The organism is Kitasatospora sp. NPDC048722, from assembly GCF_040650235.1.
Classification (GTDB): Bacteria; Actinomycetota; Actinomycetes; order Streptomycetales; family Streptomycetaceae; genus Kitasatospora.
This window is the reverse complement of record NZ_JBEZGX010000012.1, coordinates 137,999-153,620: the sequence shown is the minus strand read 5'-3', so window position 1 is coordinate 153,620 and position 15,622 is coordinate 137,999. Positions and strand designations below refer to the sequence as shown.

Below are 15,622 nucleotides of genomic sequence, written 5' to 3'. Positions count from 1 at the left end.
GTCCAGGGCGACGACGCGGGTCTCCCCCTCCCCGTAGACCTTGTTCAGGCCGGTGGCGCGGGCGGCCGCCCGGCCGGTGCGGACGGCGGTTGCGGTCGACGAGGTCACGGGGTGCTCCTTGCGGGTCGCGGATTCGTACCTCCATGCTCCGCCGCGTGATCATGGTCTATCGTCGCTCCGTCGGACGGTTGGCCCGACCGCCCCTGGGCGTACGGGTGTCCGGCGCCCTCCTCCTGCGGTATGACACCGACCCTGAGGGCAGGACGGTGGCCTGAACCGGTGTGCTCCGTGGCCGGATCTCGAACAGTTCGTCAGATGGCAAGGAAACATGACAACTTCCCGGGCTGGGAACATGCGAAAGGGTGAGCCGGGCGACTAGGCTCAGGGGTGGTTCGCAGGACGCCCGGATGGTGGAACGCAGACACGGGCAGCTTAAAACTGCTTGGCCGCGAGGCCGTGCCGGTTCGAGTCCGGCTCCGGGCACCGCTCGACGCGCGGGGGCGCCGCCGGCGTCCCCGCCGTGCGTCCTGTCGACGGATCATCCTCGCGGCGTATCCCGATATTTTTGCCAAGCCATTACCCTGGGTCCGGGGCGGTGCAGTGCCGCCACGGAGGGAATGAGCAATGAGAAGCAGCAACCCGGTCTTCTCGCGGGAGGGGTCCTTCACCCGCGAGTCCGGCTACGCGGGGTTCGGGACCACCGCGCAGGCCGGGGGTCCGTACGGCAACAACCCCTACGCGAGCGGCCCCTACGCCCAGCAGCAGCCGGGCCAGGCCCCGCTGAGCGACGAGCAGCTGTACGCGATGTACAACGGGCCGTCCGCCGGCCCGCTGGCCACCGGGCGGATGACGCTCGACGACGTGGTCGCGCGCACCGCCATGACGCTGCTGACCCTGGTCGCCGCCGGCGCGGTGGCCTGGTTCGCGCTGCCGTTCGAGAACTTCGGCGTCGCGATCGGCGCCAGCCTGGTGGCCATGGTCGTCGGCCTGGTCGTCTCCTTCAAGCGGAGCGTCAGCCCGCCGCTGATCCTGCTGTACGCGGCCCTGGAGGGCTTCGCGCTCGGCGCCGTCACGCACGCCCTCGACGTCAGGTTGCCGGGCATCGCGATCCAGGCGGTGCTGGGCACGGCGGCGGTCTTCGCGGCGATGCTGTTCGCCTACAAGAGCGGGAGGATCCGGGTCACCCCGAAGTACACCCGGATCGGCATCGCGATCGCCATGGGCTTCGTGCTGCTCATGCTGGTCAACGTGATCGCGCTGGCCTTCGGTGCCGACCTCGGCCTGCGCTCCGGCCCGCTGGGCATCGTGGTCGGCCTGATCGGCATCGGCCTCGGCGCCTTCTTCCTCTCGCTGGACTTCGCGGCCATCGAGGAGGCCATCGCGCAGGGTGCGCCGCAGCAGGAGGCCTGGCGGGCCGCCTTCGGGCTCACCCTCTCGCTGGTCTGGATCTACGTCGAGATGCTGCGCCTGATCGCCATCCTGCGCGGCGACGACTGATCGAAGAACCCGGCGGGGGGATCCCGCCACCCACTGCCGCCGGGCCCCGGAGCACACCGCTCCGGGGCCCGGCGGCGTTTCGGGGCCGACGGGCCCTAGGCTCCTCGGTATGCATGACGTACAGCCCCTGGTCGAAGCCGTCGACTCCCTGGCGGATCGTTTCCGCTCGCTGCCGCAGAGCAAGCTGCTGGGTGCCGTGCCCGGGCACGCGTCGCGGGCGGCGGCCGTGCTGGCGCTGGCGCGCCGGCTGGCGGCGCTGGCTGGCGCCGCGGAGGGCGGGCCGGAGCGGGAGTTCCCGGACGCGGGTCCGTTCGCGGTGGGGGACCAGCTGGCCGTCGCCGGGCATGACCTGGCGCTCGCGCTCGCGGCCCTGCCGGAGGACGCCGAGGTGGCGCTGCCGCGGCAACTCGGCGGCCCCGCACCGGCGTCCGAGGTGCTGGCCGGGGCGGTCACGGCGGTCGGCGAGACGGCGGCGCTCTGCGCGTAGGCGCGTCCCGGGTGCGCGCGAACGCCGAAGGCCGCCCGGGTCGGTAACCCCTGTGGCCCGGGCGGCCTTCGGCGACGTGTCGTGAGCGGGCGTCAGATGCTGGCGACCACCCGGTCGGCGAGGACGTAGACGGCCTCCTCGTCGGTGGAGAACGTCAGCGAGTACGAGCCGGAGAAGCGCGAGCCGCCCAGCAGCCGGACGTGCTCGCCGGCCCGGACCGCGTCGATCAGCCGGTAGGCGGCCTCCCGGTCGCCCGGGGCCACGCACAGCGTGGTGCCGTCGGCGAAGGCGTACACGTCCAGGGTGCCCAGCGGGCCCGGGCGCACGTCGATCAGGGCGACGCCCTCGTCGGCGAGGGTGGCCAGCCGGGTGTCGGTCCACTCCCGGGACGGCGCCTGGCTGGGCACGAAGTCGGGGTGCGAGGGGTGGCGGCGGGGGTCCGGCGCGGCGACCGGGGCGTCCTCGACGGCCGGTTCGGCGTCCAGCAGCCCGGCCTCCAGGCCGGTGGCGATCAGGTCGGCCTCGCGGCGGGCGCGGGCGTCGCCGGAGGCCTCGGCGCCGGCCGGGTGTCCGGGGCACAGCGGCGCGCCGCCGTCGGTGCCGGGCTCGGCCGGGACGATGCCGCCCTCGGTGATCAGGTCCTCAAGCGCGGAGCGCAGCGCCTCGCCGAACTCCGGGTCCATCGTCCCGGCGTTGTCGGCGGCGTCCTGCGGGCCGGTGGGGCGGGGGAAGAACAGCGGCCACTCGTCGGTGCCGGAGAGGGCGCCGGTGAAGGGCGAGTCGAACAGTGGCGCGTCCTCGGCCGCGCGGGCCTCCTGCTCGGCCCAGAACGCCCGGGCCTCGGTGATCTCCCGCTCGCGGTCGGCGGCGAGCGCCTCGGTCACGGCCCGGCGTATCGCGGCTTCGTCGACCGCGGCCGGTGCGGCCTGGGCCGCGGCCTGTGCGTCCAGCCGGCGGGAGAGCCCGCGCAGGTGGATCAGCACGGCGGCCGACACGGTGATCAGGATCAGCAGCAGGATGGTGTAGACGGCGCTCACGGAACGTACTCCTAGCGAGGAGCGGAACGGGGTTACGTCTCCACACTGCCGCATGCGGGGGTGTGACCGCAGTGGCGAATGTCTAATTCGTCCCGGACTTCCGCCCTTGTCCCCAAATTGTTAAGTAGTACCGTTCTACGCTGCGGAGTTGATCCGCTCCGCAGTGTCGATTTCCGGGTCGGAAACGAACGGGAAGAGGGCCGGATCGACCTCGCGGTGTGATCCGGCCCTCAATTACCGTGCGTCACTCCAAATGGGTGGTCCAGACCCTTCCAGGGGTGCGGCGGACGGCAGTTGGAGGTCGGCGGGGTCAGCTGAGGCGCTCGATGACCATCGCCATGCCCTGGCCGCCGCCGACGCACATGGTCTCCAGGCCGAACTGCTTGTCGTGCCACTGCAGGGAGTTGATCAGCGTGGTGGTGATCCGGGCGCCGGTCATGCCGAAGGGGTGGCCGACCGCGATCCCGCCGCCGTTGACGTTCAGGCGGTCCAGGTCGATGCCGAGGTCCCGGTAGGACGGGATGACCTGGGCGGCGAAGGCCTCGTTGATCTCGACCAGGTCGATGTCGCCGATGCTCAGGCCGGCCCGCTTCAGCGCCTGCTTGGAGGCCTCGACCGGGCCGTAGCCCATGATCTCGGGGGAGAGGGCGCTGACGCCGGTGGAGACGACGCGGGCGAGCGGGGTGATGCCGAGTTCGCGGGCCTTGGTGTCGGACATGATCACCAGCGCGGCGGCGCCGTCGTTCAGCGGGCAGCAGTTACCGGCGGTCACCGTGCCGTCGGGGCGGAACACCGGCTTCAGGCCGGACACGCCCTCCAGCGTGACGCCGGCGCGCGGGCCGTCGTCCGTGCTGACCACGGTGCCGTCCGGGAGCGTCACCGGGGTGATCTCGCGCTCCCAGAAGCCCGCCTTGATCGCGGCCTCGGCGAGGTTCTGCGAGCGCACGCCGAACTCGTCCTGCTCGGCGCGGGTGATGCCCTTGATCGCGGCCAGGTTCTCGGCGGTCTGGCCCATCGCGATGTAGGCGTCCGGCAGCAGGCCGTCCTCGCGCGGGTCGTGCCACTCGCCGCCGCCCTCCTCCGCGCGCTTGGCGGTGCGGGCCTGGGCCTCGTCGAAGAGCGGGTTCATGGTGCCGGGCATGCCGTCCGAGGTGCCCTTGACGCTGCGCGAGACGGTCTCGACGCCCGCCGAGATGAAGACGTCGCCCTCGCCGGCCTTGATCGCGTGCAGCGCCATGCGGGTGGTCTGCAGCGAGGACGAGCAGTAGCGGGTGATCGTCGCGCCGGGCAGGTAGTCCATGCCCATCTGGACGGCCACGATGCGGGCCAGGTTGTGGCCCTGCTCGCCGCCGGGCAGGCCGCAGCCGAGCATCAGGTCGTCGATCTCGCGCGGGTCCAGCTGCGGCACCTTGGCCAGCGCGGCCTGGATGACGTGGGCGGTCAGGTCGTCCGGGCGGACGTCCTTGAGCGAGCCCTTGAACGCCCGGCCGATCGGCGAACGTGTGGCGCTGACGATGACGGCTTCGGGCATGACGGGCTCCTCGCTGCTTGACGGCGGACTGGCGTCCGGGAGGAAAGTTACCGCCTGGTAGGTCAGGCGTCACCAGCACCGGCGTGTGAGCTGGCCGACGTGCCCCCGGGAGCGGCGGGAGGCTCCCCGGGCGGTCCGGCGGCCGACGCACCGGCCGTCCACGCGCCCGGCAGGCCGCTCCGCAGCCGGTTGCGCAGCAGCGCCCAGGGGCGGGTCGCGCCCTCGGCCTCCACCGCCGCCACCTCGGTGCCCGCCCGGCCCGCCGCGGCCGCCGCGGCCATCGCCACCGGCAGCACCGTCTCGCCCCGCACCGGACCGGCCGGGTGCTCCTCGTCCGGCCACAGGCCCAGCGCGGCGCAGACCGACGGCAGGACGGCCATCGCGGCCGTCGCGTAGCCCTGGGCGGACGGGTGGTAGCGGTCGGCCGCGAACATCTCGGGCCGCGCGGCGAACTCCGGCCCCAGCAGCGAGCCCAGCGACACCGTCCGGCCACCCGCCTCCACCACGGCGATGGTCTGGGCAGCGGCCAGCTGCCGGCTCAGCCGGCGGGCCACCCAGCGCAGCGGCGGGCGCACCGGCTTGATCGTCCCGAGGTCCGGGCAGGTGCCGACCACCACCTCGCAGCCGTTCGCCCGCAGCGCCGCGACGGCCTCGCCGAGCTGGCGGACGGCGAGCTGGGCCGGGCTGTGGCGGGTCACGTCGTTCGCGCCGACCATGATCACGGCGACGTCGGGGCGGTGCGGCAGCGCCTGCTCCAGCTGGCCCGAGAGATCGGCGGACCGGCCGCCCGAGCGGGCCGCGTTCACCAGCCGGACCGGGCGCTCGGCGACCGAAGCGAGGCCGGCCGCGAGCAGCGCCCCCGGGGTGTCGCGGGAGCGCAGCACGCCGAGGCCGGCGCCGGTGGAGTCGCCGAAGACGGCCAGCACGAGCGGCGGCTGCGGCCCGCTGGCGGCGTCCGCGAAGGCCTCGCCGTAGACGCCGTCGGCCTTCGGCGGGTCGCCTTCGAGGATGCCGATGGCCTGGATGGCGAGCCTCCCCTCGGTCAGCAGCAGCCCCACGAGGCCGACCCCGAGCAGACCGAGACCGCCGCCGCCGTACGCTGCGGCGGTGGCGATCCGGCGGGCCACCCGGGCCCGAGAAACCTGTGCCCCTGGCATCCGGTTCCCCCTTCGCGTCCTCGTGCCGCCCCCTCGGGGGCCACGAAATGCCTGCACGGCGTTCTTACCCGGTTGGGGGGTGCGGCTACCGGGAGCGTGGGCCGATCGGTGGGGTCCCGCGGCCGCCGGCGGCCGGAGGGGAGGTGGGCCATTGGGGGCGCTGCGCACGAGGGGAGGGCCGGTGCGCCTGGCACGGCCTAGGCTTTGCCCTACCGAAAGCACTCGCATGCCCATAGACCGGGAGGACCCCCGTGCGGTACCACAACTCGATCATCGACCTGGTCGGCAACACGCCGCTGGTCAAGCTGAACAAGGTCACCGAGGGCATCAGCGCGACGGTGCTGGCGAAGGTCGAGTACTTCAACCCCGGCGGCTCGGTCAAGGACCGCATCGCGATGCGCATGATCGAGGCCGCCGAGGCCTCGGGCGCCCTCAAGCCGGGCGGCACGATCGTCGAGCCGACCTCGGGCAACACCGGTGTCGGTCTGGCGATCGTGGCCCAGCAGAAGGGCTACAAGTGCATCTTCGTCTGCCCCGACAAGGTGTCCACCGACAAGATCAACACCCTGCGCGCCTACGGCGCCGAGGTGGTCGTCTGTCCGACCGCCGTCGCCCCGGAGCACCCGGACTCCTACTACAACGTCTCCGACCGCCTGGTCCGCGAGACCCCGAACGCCTGGAAGCCGGACCAGTACTCCAACCCGGACAACCCGGCCTCGCACTACCACTCCACCGGCCCGGAGCTGTGGGAGCAGACCGACGGCAAGATCACCCACTTCGTCGCGGGCGTCGGCACCGGCGGCACCATCTCCGGCACCGGCAACTACCTGAAGGAGGTGTCCGGCGGCAAGGTCAAGGTGATCGGCGCCGACCCGGAGGGCTCGGTCTACTCGGGCGGCACCGGCCGGCCGTACCTGGTCGAGGGCGTCGGTGAGGACTTCTGGCCCACCGCCTACGACCGCAACGTCGCGGACGAGATCGTCGCCGTGTCCGACAAGGACTCCTTCCAGATGACCCGCCGCCTCGCCAAGGAGGAGGGCCTGCTGGTCGGCGGCTCCTGCGGGATGGCCGTGGTGGCCGCGCTGGAGGTCGCCAAGAAGCTCGGGCCGGACGACGTCGTCGTGGTGCTGCTGCCGGACGGCGGCCGCGGCTACCTGTCGAAGATCTTCAACGACGACTGGATGGCCGACTACGGCTTCCTGCCCTCCTCCACCGACGAGGCGCACATCGGCGAGGTGCTGGCCCGCAAGGAGAGCATCGAGCAGGGCGGCGTCCCGCAGTTCGTCCACATGCACCCGAACGAGACGGTCGCCGAGGCGGTCCGGGTGCTGCGCGAGTACGGCGTCTCGCAGATGCCGGTGGTGTCCCCGGGCGCCGGCCACCCGGACATCATGGCCGGCGAGGTGATCGGCTCGGTCGTGGAGAAGCTGCTGCTGGAGGGCATCTTCGCGAAGGAGATCGAGCTCACCGACACGCTGGACAAGGTGATGTCCAAGCCGCTGCCGGTGGTCGGCTCGGGCGAGACGGTCACCAACCTGATGACCGTCCTGGAGAAGGCCGACGCCGCGGTGGTGCTGGTCGAGGGCAAGCCGCAGGGCATCGTCACCCGGCAGGACCTGCTCGGTTTCCTGACCGGTCGCGCCGCGCACTGACGCTCCGGCGCGCTGACGCGCGGTCACCGGGCCGCGCCCGCAGGACGGATGTGAAGGATTCGTCCACGGGCGAAGTGGTACACCGGCGTCACCTCCCCGCAGCACGCGGTTAACAACGCTCCGGCATGGTTGTGTCAACGGCAACAAGCCGAGCGAGGCGACAGTGACCGTCCGGGAGCGGCTCCCCGGTGGTCGCGGTCGGCTCCGGACACGACGGGCGGCCCTGACCCGGCCGGCCGTGTCCGCTCTCCCCGACCGCTTCGCGGAGGGAGGGGCACCGCTGCGGGAGGCGCCGTCGTCCCGCCCCTGCCCGGCTCCGGCCGGTCGACAGGGTGAGCGGCGGCTCCCGCGGCCGCCACCGCGCCGGTCGGCGCGACTCCGCGGCTCCCGGGTGGGGGAGCCCAGGCGGAGTGCGGTCGGGGCCGGTCCTTCTCCGAGGGACCGGCCCTTCCCGTACGCTCGCACGCATGACCAGCACTGAAACGACCGGCCAGGACGCACCGCGCTACGTCCGGCTCAAGATCGAACTGATCGCGGAGATCACCGACGAGGGCGCCCTGAAGGCGGCGGCCCTGGAGCAGGTGGCCGGCGACGACTACCTCGACGACGAGGAGCGCGCGCAGTCCGTCGAGGCCATCGAGGTGGACCCGTCGGGCTCGCTCGCCCACTTCATCGACCCGGTGGCGCTGCTCGGCGACGTGCCGGGCGTCGAGCTCGCCTCGGCGACCTGGGAGTCGGCCCAGACCGAGTTCGACCCGGACAACGAGGAGTGGGACGAGTACTCGGTGGAGGAGTCCGCCGAGTAGTCGTCGAGGACCACGGCTGCGGAAACGCCCGGCCCCCGCGTGCGCGGGGGCCGGGCGTTTCGGCTCCCTACGGCACGTCCGGGTCATCTCATAGGATCGCTTACCCTTCGGTGGTGGAACCGTGAACGGGCATATTGCGTTTCTGTATCCGTAATGCCCGGGATGATCAGCAGGGAGAACGCGACGTGACGGCACGCGACGGTCAGGGCCGGTCGGCCGGGGGCAACTGGAGCCGGCGCGGTGTACTCGCGGGCCTCATCGGGGCGCCCGTGCTCCTGCTCGCGGCCTGCAACGACACCAAGAGCGCCGACGCGGGCGGTTCCGGCGGCTCCGGCGGCTCCGGGGGCTCCGGGGGCGGCACCCCGGGCTCCGGCGGCAGCGGTGCGCCGAAGACCTCGACCGCCGTGATCACCGTCAGCCCGGCCGACGGCACCACCGCCGCGAGCTTCAGCGACCCGGTCAAGGTCACCGTCGCGGGCGGCACCCTCGGCACCGTCAAGGTCACCGACTCCACCGGCAAGGAGCTGGCCGGCCAGCTCGCCTCCGACGGCACCAGCTGGACCTCCGCCACCGCGCCGGTCAGCGGGACCAAGTACACCGTCACCGCCACCGCCACCGACAAGGACAAGCTGGAGGCGGACGCCAACGCCGTCTTCACCACCGCCACCCCGGCGAACACCTTCGTGGGGTACTTCACCCCCGAGGACGGCTCGGTCGTCGGCGTCGGCATGCCGGTCTCGATCAACTTCAGCAAGCCGATCACCGACAAGAAGGCCGTCCAGCAGGCGATCACCGTGGTCGCCGCCCCCGGCGTCGAGATCGTCGGCCACTGGTTCTCCAGCACCCGCCTCGACTTCCGTCCGCAGGAGTACTGGGCCAAGGGCACCAAGGTGACCGTCCAGCTGCGGCTCAAGGACGTCCAGGGCGCCAAGGGCGTGTACGGGACGCAGTCCAAGGACGTGAGCTTCACCATCGGCCGCGCGCAGACGAGCGTCGCCGACCTCTCCACCAAGAAGCTCACCGTCACCACGGACGGCCAGGTCAGCGCCGTCTACAAGATCTCCGGCGGTGCGCCCGACCACACGACGTGGGGCGGCAAGATGGTCATCTCGGAGCAGTACACGCAGACCCGGATGAACTCGCAGACCGTCAACCTCGGCAGCGAGTACGACATCGCCGACGTGCCGCACGCCCAGCGCCTCACCACCTCCGGCACCTTCATCCACGGCAACTACTGGTCCCCGTCGTCGATCTTCGGCGGCCAGAACACCAGCCACGGCTGCGTCGGCCTCCAGGACGCCAAGGGCGCGGCGGACAGCGGCACCGACGGCTACAAGTTCTACAAGTCCTCGATGATCGGCGACGTCGTCGAGGTCGTGAACTCCGGCGACAAGACGGTCGCCCCGGACAACGGCCTCAACGGCTGGAACATGTCCTGGGCCGACTGGAAGGCCGGCAGCGCGGTCTGACCCGCGCCACCCGGGCACACCGTCCGGCATCTCCTCCCCGGGCGGACCGAACCTCGCGGTCCGCCCGAGGAGTCGGGTGGGTGTGGAACGCGAACGGAGACGGCGACAGGACGCCGGGTCCAGCGCGTTCGTCGTAGGCGACGGCCGCCGACTGCCGGGGCCGGCCGAGCTGTTGACCGGCGACCGCCCCCGGACCGGCCGCTGGCCGAGGACCTCGCCGAACGGCGGGCCCAACGGGAGCTGCTGAACCGGGTCCTGGGCACGCTCACCCGCAGGAAGCGGGCGGTCGTCGTGCTCCGGTACCACGGGGACCTCACCGGGGCGGCGATCGCGTACCTGAGGCACCTACCGGCCGGGTGCTGAGGCGTGCGTCGAGCCGGGTGTCGCGCCGGGGCCCGGCAGGGAGCCGTGCGCCGGTCGGGCAGGTCGCCGGTGGGATCGGCGCGGCCGGGGCGCGTCAGCGCTTGGCGTAGTCGGCGAATCCCTGCCAGTCGACGATCACGCAGGGGTCGTCGCCCAGGATCCAGGCGTCGTGGCCGGGCGGGCAGATCATGAGGTCGCCGGGGCCGAAGTCGGCCTGTTCGCCGTCGTCCATGACGATCCGCATGCGGCCGGACACCACGTAGCCGAGGTGGGCGGCCTGGCAGCTGTCGGTCTTGGCGATCGGCTTCACGTGCTTGGTCCACTGCCAGCCGGGCTGGAACACGGCCCGGCCCACCGGGCCGGCGTCCAGGTTGACCAGCCGCAGCTCGCCCGATCCCTCCTCGAAGGGACGGACCTCCTCGGGATCGTCGAAGTTCTTCCTGACCAGACCGGACATGGCAGGCTCCTCTCCCCGTGGGGCGGCCCGGCCGCCGGGCAGGTGGCCGGGCGCCCTGCTGGCCCTTCCAGTCTGCGCCCGGGCCGGGGCCCGGTCACCTCGGGTGGCCGGGCCCCGGGGCCGTCGCCGGCCCGTCAGCCCTCGGTGGTGCGGGCCACGCCGATCGGGCAGGAGGCGCCGGTGCCGCCGAGGCCGCAGTAGCCGTTGGGGTTCTTGGCGTCGGAGAGGTACTGCTGGTGGTAGGGCTCGGCCGGGTAGAACGGGCCGGCCGGGGCGATCTCGGTGGTGATCGGGCCGAGGCCGAGCGCCGTCAGGGCCGGCTGGAAGGCGGCCCTGGTGGCCGTCGCGGCGGCGGCCTGGGCGGGGGAGTGGGTGTAGACGGCGGAGCGGTACTGGGTGCCGACGTCGTTGCCCTGGCGGTTGCCCTGGGTCGGGTCGTGCGCCTCCCAGAAGGTCTTCAGCAGCCGCTCGTAGGAGACCACCGCCGGGTCGAAGACCACCCGGACCGCCTCGGTGTGCCCGGTCAGCCCGCTGCACACCTCGTCGTACGTCGGGTTCGGCGTGTGGCCGCCCTGGTAGCCGACCAGCGTCGTCCAGACGCCGGGCACGCGCCAGAACGTGCGCTCGGCGCCCCAGAAGCAGCCCAGCCCGAAGTCGGCGACCTCCAGGCCCTCCGGGTACGGGCCGGTCAGCGGGTTCCCGAGGACGGTGTGCGGCTCGCGCAGGGCGAAGGCCGGCGACTCCCGGCCGGGCAGGGCCTGGGCGGCCGGGACGAGCGAGGTCTTGTGGCGGTTGAACAGCACGGCCTGCTCCATCGGGGTAGGGAGGGTTGCCCAGGCTTCAACGCGGGCAGGCGCCGCCCCATTCCGTCCCGGCATTCCGGCGGGCGCCCGGGCGAACGGCCACTACGCTCGACCTATGACCGAGCACCAGCTTCCCCAGGGCTTCGAGACCCTCGCCATCCACGCGGGTCAGGAGGCAGACCCCCAGACCGGGGCCGTCGTCACGCCGATCTACCAGGTGTCCACCTACAAGCAGGACGGGGTGGGCGGCCTGCGGGGCGGTTACGAGTACAGCCGCAGCGCCAACCCGACCCGTACGGCGCTGGAGGAGTGCCTCGCGGCGCTGGAGGGCGGCGCCCGCGGCCTCGCCTTCGCCTCCGGCCTCGCCGCCGAGGACACCCTCCTGCGCACCGTCCTCAAGCCGGGCGACCACATCGTGATCCCCAACGACGCCTACGGCGGCACCTTCCGGCTGTTCGCCAAGGTGCTGACCCGCTGGGGCGTCGAGTTCTCCGTCGCCAACACCCAGGACCTGGCCACCGTCCGCGCCGCGCTGCGGCCCAACACCCGCGCGGTCTGGGTGGAGACCCCGTCCAACCCGCTGCTGGGCATCACCGACCTGGCCGCGCTCGCCGAGATCGCGCACGGCCACGGCGCGCTGCTGGTGGTCGACAACACCTTCGCCAGCCCGTACCTGCAGCAGCCGATCTCGCTCGGCGCCGACGCGGTCGTGCACTCCACCACCAAGTACATGGGCGGCCACTCGGACGTCGTCGGCGGTGCGCTGGTGCTGGCCGACGCGGCCCTCGGCGAGGAGGTGGCCTACCACCAGAACGCGATGGGCGCCGTCTCCGGGCCGTTCGACGCCTGGCTGGTGCTGCGCGGCATCAAGACGCTGGGCGTCCGGATGGACCGCCACAGCGCCAACGCCGAGCGGGTCGCCGAGCTGCTGGCGAGCCACCCCAAGGTCAGCCAGGTGCTGTACCCGGGCCTGCCCGAGCACCCCGGCCACGACATCGCGGCCAAGCAGATGAAGGCCTTCGGCGGCATGGTGTCGTTCCGGGTCGCGGGCGGCGAGGAGGCGGCGGTCGAGGTCTGCAACCGGGCGCAGCTGTTCACCCTCGGCGAGTCGCTCGGCGGCGTGGAGTCGCTGATCGAGCACCCGGGCCGGATGACCCACGCCTCCGCGGCCGGCTCGCCGCTGGAGGTCCCGGCCGACCTGGTCCGGGTGTCCGTCGGCATCGAGTCGATCGACGACCTGCTGGCCGACCTCAAGCAGGCGCTCGGCTAAGGGCGGTCGAGGGCGTCGCCGCTACGGCTGGTGGCCGTGCCGGTCCGCGGTGTAGGACTCCATCGCGAGGTTGAAGCGGGCCAGCAGCGCGCAGAACGCGTGCTGTTCCTCCGGGTGCCAGCCGGCCACCAGGCGGCGGGTCAACTCGGCTCTGCCGTCGCGGACTTCGCGCAGGCGGTGGGCGCCGAGCGGGGTCAGCGCGAGGCGCACGGCGCGGCGGTCGGCCGGGTCCTGGACCCGGCCGACCAGCCCGGCCGCCACCAGCGGGGCGACCTGGCGGGTCACCGTGGAGGAGTCCACGCCGAGCGCGTCGGCCAGCGCCTTGACGTTGGCCGGCCCGTGCCGCTCCAGGCGGTCGAGCAGCAGGTAGGCGGCCCGGTCCAGCGCGCCGAGGCCGTCGGAGGTCCGGACCTGTTCCATCCGGCGGGCGAAGACCGCCAGCTGGTACTGCAGTTGGCTGTGCACGGGGTCGGTGCGGTCGGTGGCCTGGGGCGAGGTCGTCGTCATCGCGGCTCACGATCGTCGTGCGGTGAGGGAGGCTCAGAAGCAGCAGATTACGCGGGCGGGGCTGGCCCGGGAACAGTCCCGGCATGCCGGATTGCCGGTCGCCGCCGCCGTAGGCTGGCGTTATGCGCAACCTGCCGATCACCCTCGACGACGTCCGCGGGGCCCAGAAGATGCTGGCCGGGGTCGCCCGGGTGACCCCGATGGAGGGCAGCCGCCACCTGTCCTCGCTGATCGGCGCACCGGTCCACCTGAAGTGCGAGAACCTCCAGCGCACCGGCTCGTTCAAGTTGCGCGGGGCGTACGTGCGGATCGCGGGACTCACGCCGGTGCAGCGGGCCGGCGGAGTGGTCGCGGCGAGCGCCGGGAACCACGCCCAGGGGGTGGCGCTGGCGGCCTCGCTCCTGGGCGTCCGCTCGACCGTCTTCATGCCGGTGGCCGCGCCGCTGCCGAAGGTCTCGGCGACCCGCGAATACGGCGCCGAGGTCCGGCTGCACGGCAGCACGGTGGACGAGGCGCTGCAGGCCGCGCAGCGCTACTCGGAGACGACCGGCGCGGTGTTCATCCACCCCTTCGACCACTGGGACGTGGTCACCGGCCAGGCCACCGTGGGCCTGGAGATCCTGGAGCAGTGCCCCGAGGTGCGGACCATCCTGGTCGGCGTGGGCGGCGGCGGGCTGCTGGCCGGGATCGCGGCGGCGGTCAAGCCGCTGCGGCCGGACGTGCGGGTGGTCGGCGTGCAGGCGGCGGGCGCCGCCGCGTACCCGCCCTCGCTGGCCGCCGGGCGGCCGGTGTCGCTGGAGCGCTTCGCCACGATGGCTGACGGGATCATGGTCGGCCGCCCCGGGGACATCCCGTTCGAGGTGGTCAACGCACTGGCGGACGGGATCCGGACGGTCTCCGAGGACGCGCTGTCGCGGGCGCTGCTGCTCGGCCTGGAGCGGCTGAAGCTCGTCGTCGAGCCGGCCGGGGCGGCCCCGATCGCGGCGCTGCTGGAGGAGCCGGGCACCTTCGACGGCCCGGTGGTGGCCGTCCTGTCGGGCGGCAACATCGACCCGCAGCTGATGCAGCGGGTGCTGCGGCACGGGCTGGCCGCGGCCGGGCGCTACCTGTCGCTGCGGGTGCGGCTCGCCGACAAGCCGGGCGCGCTGGCGGACCTGCTGGGCGTCCTGACCAGGGTGGACGCGAACGTGCTGGACGTCGCGCACGTGCGGACCGACCCGCGCCTCGGGCTGACGGAGGTCGAGGTCGACCTGCACCTGGAGACCAAGGGGCCGGAGCACTGCGCGGTGGTGGTCGGCGAGCTGCGGGACGCGGGGTACGTCGTCGGCACCTGAGGGGCACTCAGGCGGCACCCCGGCGGGTCCGTGAAATCCCTTGACGCGATATATCGTGAGCTGCCAGACTCGCGATACATCGCGTTCCCTGTCCATGGGCGAAAATCGAGTCGCCCGCGTTGCCGCACCCGGGGCACAGTGGGACAGATCGCCCATTTCGTCCGAGGAGATGAGGCAGGCCATGGCGCCAGCCATCCAAGCCGAGAACCTGGTGAAGACCTTCGGCGACGTACGAGCCCTCGACGGCGTCAGCCTGGACGTCCCCGAGGGCACGGTGCTCGGGCTGCTCGGCCCCAACGGCGCCGGCAAGACGACCACTGTGCGCGTCCTCACCACCCTGCTGCAACCGGATTCCGGACGGGCCGTGGTCGCCGGGGTCGACGTGCTCAAGCACCCCAACCGGGTCCGCAGCCTGATAGGCCTCTCCGGTCAGTACGCCGCCGTCGACGAGTACCTGACCGGCTTCGAGAACCTCCAGATGGTCGGCGAGCTCTACCAGATGACGGCGCGTGACGCGAAGGCCCGCGCGCTGGAGCTCCTGGAGTGGTTCAACCTCACCGAGGCCAAGGACCGCACCGCCAAGACGTACTCGGGCGGCATGCGGCGGCGCCTCGACCTCGCCGCCGCGCTGGTCGTCCGGCCGCCGGTGATGTTCCTCGACGAGCCGACCACCGGCCTCGACCCGCGCAACAGGCTCGCGCTCTGGGAGGTCATCGAGACCCTGGTCGAGCAGGGCACCACGCTGCTGCTCACCACCCAGTACCTGGAGGAGGCCGACCGCCTCGCCCACGACATCGCCGTGGTCGACCAGGGCCGGGTGATCGCCCGCGGCACCGCCGACCAGCTCAAGGCACAGATCGGCGGCGAGCGCATCGAGGTCGTCGTGCACCGCGCCGACGACGTCGCCGCGGCGGTCTCGGCGCTGTCCGGGTACGCGCTCGGCGAGCCCGCCGTCGAGCGCAACACCCGGAAGATCACCGTCCCGGTCAGCGGCGGCGCCCGGGTCCTCGCGGACGCGATCCGCGAGCTCGACGCCCGCTCGATCGAGATCGACGACATCGGCCTGCGCCGCCCGACCCTGGACGACGTCTTCCTGACGCTCACCGGACACGTCGCCGAGTCCGCGGACGACGAGAACGGCGCGGGTGCCAAGGGCCGCGGCAAGGGCGGGCGCGGCAAGGGCGGCGGGGCCGGCGGGGACGGCGGCGAGGGCCGGGACAAGCAGGCCGTCGCGGCCGGAACGGAGCGCTGA

The 15,622-nt window shown here is 72.8% G+C and carries 14 protein-coding genes, 1 tRNA gene and 1 pseudogene; 9 read left to right on the top strand and 7 right to left on the bottom strand.

Annotation, left to right across the window (positions count from 1 at the left end):
- A pseudogene (locus AB0C76_RS12240) lies at window positions 1-108 on the bottom strand (ABC transporter ATP-binding protein); the annotation flags it as partial.
- Window positions 109-401: 293 nt separating this feature from the next.
- Here AB0C76_RS12240 and AB0C76_RS12235 point away from each other — a divergent pair.
- The 3 genes from AB0C76_RS12235 to AB0C76_RS12225 all read left to right on the top strand — a co-directional run bounded on the left by AB0C76_RS12235 (window position 402) and on the right by AB0C76_RS12225 (window position 1,984).
- Window positions 402-483 (top strand) — tRNA-Leu (locus AB0C76_RS12235).
- 141 nt (window positions 484-624) lie between these two features.
- Complete coding sequence (locus AB0C76_RS12230) at window positions 625-1,497, top strand: Bax inhibitor-1/YccA family protein (protein WP_359963515.1); 873 nt, start codon at window positions 625-627, stop codon at window positions 1,495-1,497.
- A 109-nt stretch (window positions 1,498-1,606) separates the two neighbouring features.
- The gene (locus AB0C76_RS12225) at window positions 1,607-1,984 is read left to right on the top strand and encodes a hypothetical protein (RefSeq protein WP_359963513.1); all 378 of its coding nucleotides are present in this window, start codon (window positions 1,607-1,609) and stop codon (window positions 1,982-1,984) included.
- A 92-nt stretch (window positions 1,985-2,076) separates the two neighbouring features.
- On the opposite strand, the gene AB0C76_RS12220 is transcribed toward AB0C76_RS12225, so the two are convergent.
- The 3 genes from AB0C76_RS12220 to AB0C76_RS12210 all read right to left on the bottom strand — a co-directional run bounded on the left by AB0C76_RS12220 (window position 2,077) and on the right by AB0C76_RS12210 (window position 5,709).
- Complete coding sequence (locus AB0C76_RS12220; RefSeq protein ID WP_359963510.1) at window positions 2,077-3,021, bottom strand: hypothetical protein; 945 nt, start codon at window positions 3,019-3,021, stop codon at window positions 2,077-2,079.
- Between the two features lie 310 nt (window positions 3,022-3,331).
- Window positions 3,332-4,552: an acetyl-CoA C-acetyltransferase gene (locus AB0C76_RS12215; protein ID WP_359963508.1), complete on the bottom strand. Its 1,221-nt coding sequence runs from the start codon at window positions 4,550-4,552 to the stop codon at window positions 3,332-3,334.
- Between the two features lie 62 nt (window positions 4,553-4,614).
- Window positions 4,615-5,709, bottom strand: coding sequence for an SGNH/GDSL hydrolase family protein (locus tag AB0C76_RS12210; RefSeq protein ID WP_359963505.1), 1,095 nt, complete (start codon window positions 5,707-5,709; stop codon window positions 4,615-4,617).
- A gap of 251 nt (window positions 5,710-5,960) precedes the next feature.
- On the opposite strand from AB0C76_RS12210, the gene AB0C76_RS12205 reads away from it, so the two are divergent.
- The 3 genes from AB0C76_RS12205 (at window position 5,961) to AB0C76_RS12195 (ending at window position 9,636) form a co-directional block, all read left to right on the top strand.
- On the top strand, window positions 5,961-7,361 hold the full coding sequence (locus tag AB0C76_RS12205) for a cystathionine beta-synthase (RefSeq protein WP_359963502.1): 1,401 nt from the start codon (window positions 5,961-5,963) through the stop codon (window positions 7,359-7,361).
- A gap of 467 nt (window positions 7,362-7,828) precedes the next feature.
- Window positions 7,829-8,167, top strand: a complete 339-nt coding sequence (locus AB0C76_RS12200) for a hypothetical protein (protein ID WP_329927403.1) — start codon at window positions 7,829-7,831, stop codon at window positions 8,165-8,167.
- A 185-nt stretch (window positions 8,168-8,352) separates the two neighbouring features.
- Entirely contained in the window at window positions 8,353-9,636 is a 1,284-nt protein-coding gene (locus AB0C76_RS12195; RefSeq protein WP_359963499.1) for an Ig-like domain-containing protein, read from the top strand.
- Between the two features lie 457 nt (window positions 9,637-10,093).
- On the opposite strand, the gene AB0C76_RS12190 is transcribed toward AB0C76_RS12195, so the two are convergent.
- Complete coding sequence (locus AB0C76_RS12190) at window positions 10,094-10,456, bottom strand: cupin domain-containing protein (RefSeq protein ID WP_359963496.1); 363 nt, start codon at window positions 10,454-10,456, stop codon at window positions 10,094-10,096.
- A 134-nt stretch (window positions 10,457-10,590) separates the two neighbouring features.
- Window positions 10,591-11,259 carry a peptide-methionine (S)-S-oxide reductase MsrA gene (gene msrA, locus AB0C76_RS12185; protein WP_359963493.1) on the bottom strand — a complete coding sequence of 223 codons (669 nt, stop codon included), beginning with the start codon at window positions 11,257-11,259 and terminating at the stop codon, window positions 10,591-10,593.
- Between the two features lie 115 nt (window positions 11,260-11,374).
- Here msrA and AB0C76_RS12180 point away from each other — a divergent pair, with 115 nt between their 5' ends.
- Window positions 11,375-12,529 (top strand): cystathionine gamma-synthase, encoded by a 1,155-nt coding sequence (locus tag AB0C76_RS12180; protein ID WP_359963490.1) that lies wholly within the window; start codon window positions 11,375-11,377, stop codon window positions 12,527-12,529.
- Between the two features lie 21 nt (window positions 12,530-12,550).
- Here the strand turns inward: AB0C76_RS12180 and AB0C76_RS12175 are convergent, their stop codons facing one another.
- On the bottom strand, window positions 12,551-13,036 hold the full coding sequence (locus AB0C76_RS12175; RefSeq protein WP_359963488.1) for a MarR family transcriptional regulator: 486 nt from the start codon (window positions 13,034-13,036) through the stop codon (window positions 12,551-12,553).
- Window positions 13,037-13,158: 122 nt separating this feature from the next.
- On the opposite strand from AB0C76_RS12175, the gene ilvA reads away from it, so the two are divergent.
- Both ilvA and AB0C76_RS12165 read left to right on the top strand, forming a co-directional pair.
- Window positions 13,159-14,370 carry a threonine ammonia-lyase gene (gene ilvA, locus AB0C76_RS12170; RefSeq protein ID WP_359963485.1) on the top strand — a complete coding sequence of 404 codons (1,212 nt, stop codon included), beginning with the start codon at window positions 13,159-13,161 and terminating at the stop codon, window positions 14,368-14,370.
- Window positions 14,371-14,551: 181 nt separating this feature from the next.
- On the top strand, window positions 14,552-15,622 hold the full coding sequence (locus AB0C76_RS12165) for an ATP-binding cassette domain-containing protein (RefSeq protein WP_359963482.1): 1,071 nt from the start codon (window positions 14,552-14,554) through the stop codon (window positions 15,620-15,622).

Coding starts and splice junctions, on each gene's coding strand:
- AB0C76_RS12200 (WP_329927403.1), top strand. CDS start 7,829: ATGACCAGCACTGAAACGACCGGCCAGGACGCACCGCGCTACGTCCGG.
- AB0C76_RS12210 (WP_359963505.1), bottom strand. CDS start 5,709: ATGCCAGGGGCACAGGTTTCTCGGGCCCGGGTGGCCCGCCGGATCGCC.
- ilvA (WP_359963485.1), top strand. CDS start 13,159: ATGCGCAACCTGCCGATCACCCTCGACGACGTCCGCGGGGCCCAGAAG.
- AB0C76_RS12175 (WP_359963488.1), bottom strand. CDS start 13,036: ATGACGACGACCTCGCCCCAGGCCACCGACCGCACCGACCCCGTGCAC.
- AB0C76_RS12230 (WP_359963515.1), top strand. CDS start 625: ATGAGAAGCAGCAACCCGGTCTTCTCGCGGGAGGGGTCCTTCACCCGC.
- AB0C76_RS12180 (WP_359963490.1), top strand. CDS start 11,375: ATGACCGAGCACCAGCTTCCCCAGGGCTTCGAGACCCTCGCCATCCAC.
- AB0C76_RS12225 (WP_359963513.1), top strand. CDS start 1,607: ATGCATGACGTACAGCCCCTGGTCGAAGCCGTCGACTCCCTGGCGGAT.
- AB0C76_RS12215 (WP_359963508.1), bottom strand. CDS start 4,552: ATGCCCGAAGCCGTCATCGTCAGCGCCACACGTTCGCCGATCGGCCGG.
- AB0C76_RS12165 (WP_359963482.1), top strand. CDS start 14,552: ATGGCGCCAGCCATCCAAGCCGAGAACCTGGTGAAGACCTTCGGCGAC.
- AB0C76_RS12190 (WP_359963496.1), bottom strand. CDS start 10,456: ATGTCCGGTCTGGTCAGGAAGAACTTCGACGATCCCGAGGAGGTCCGT.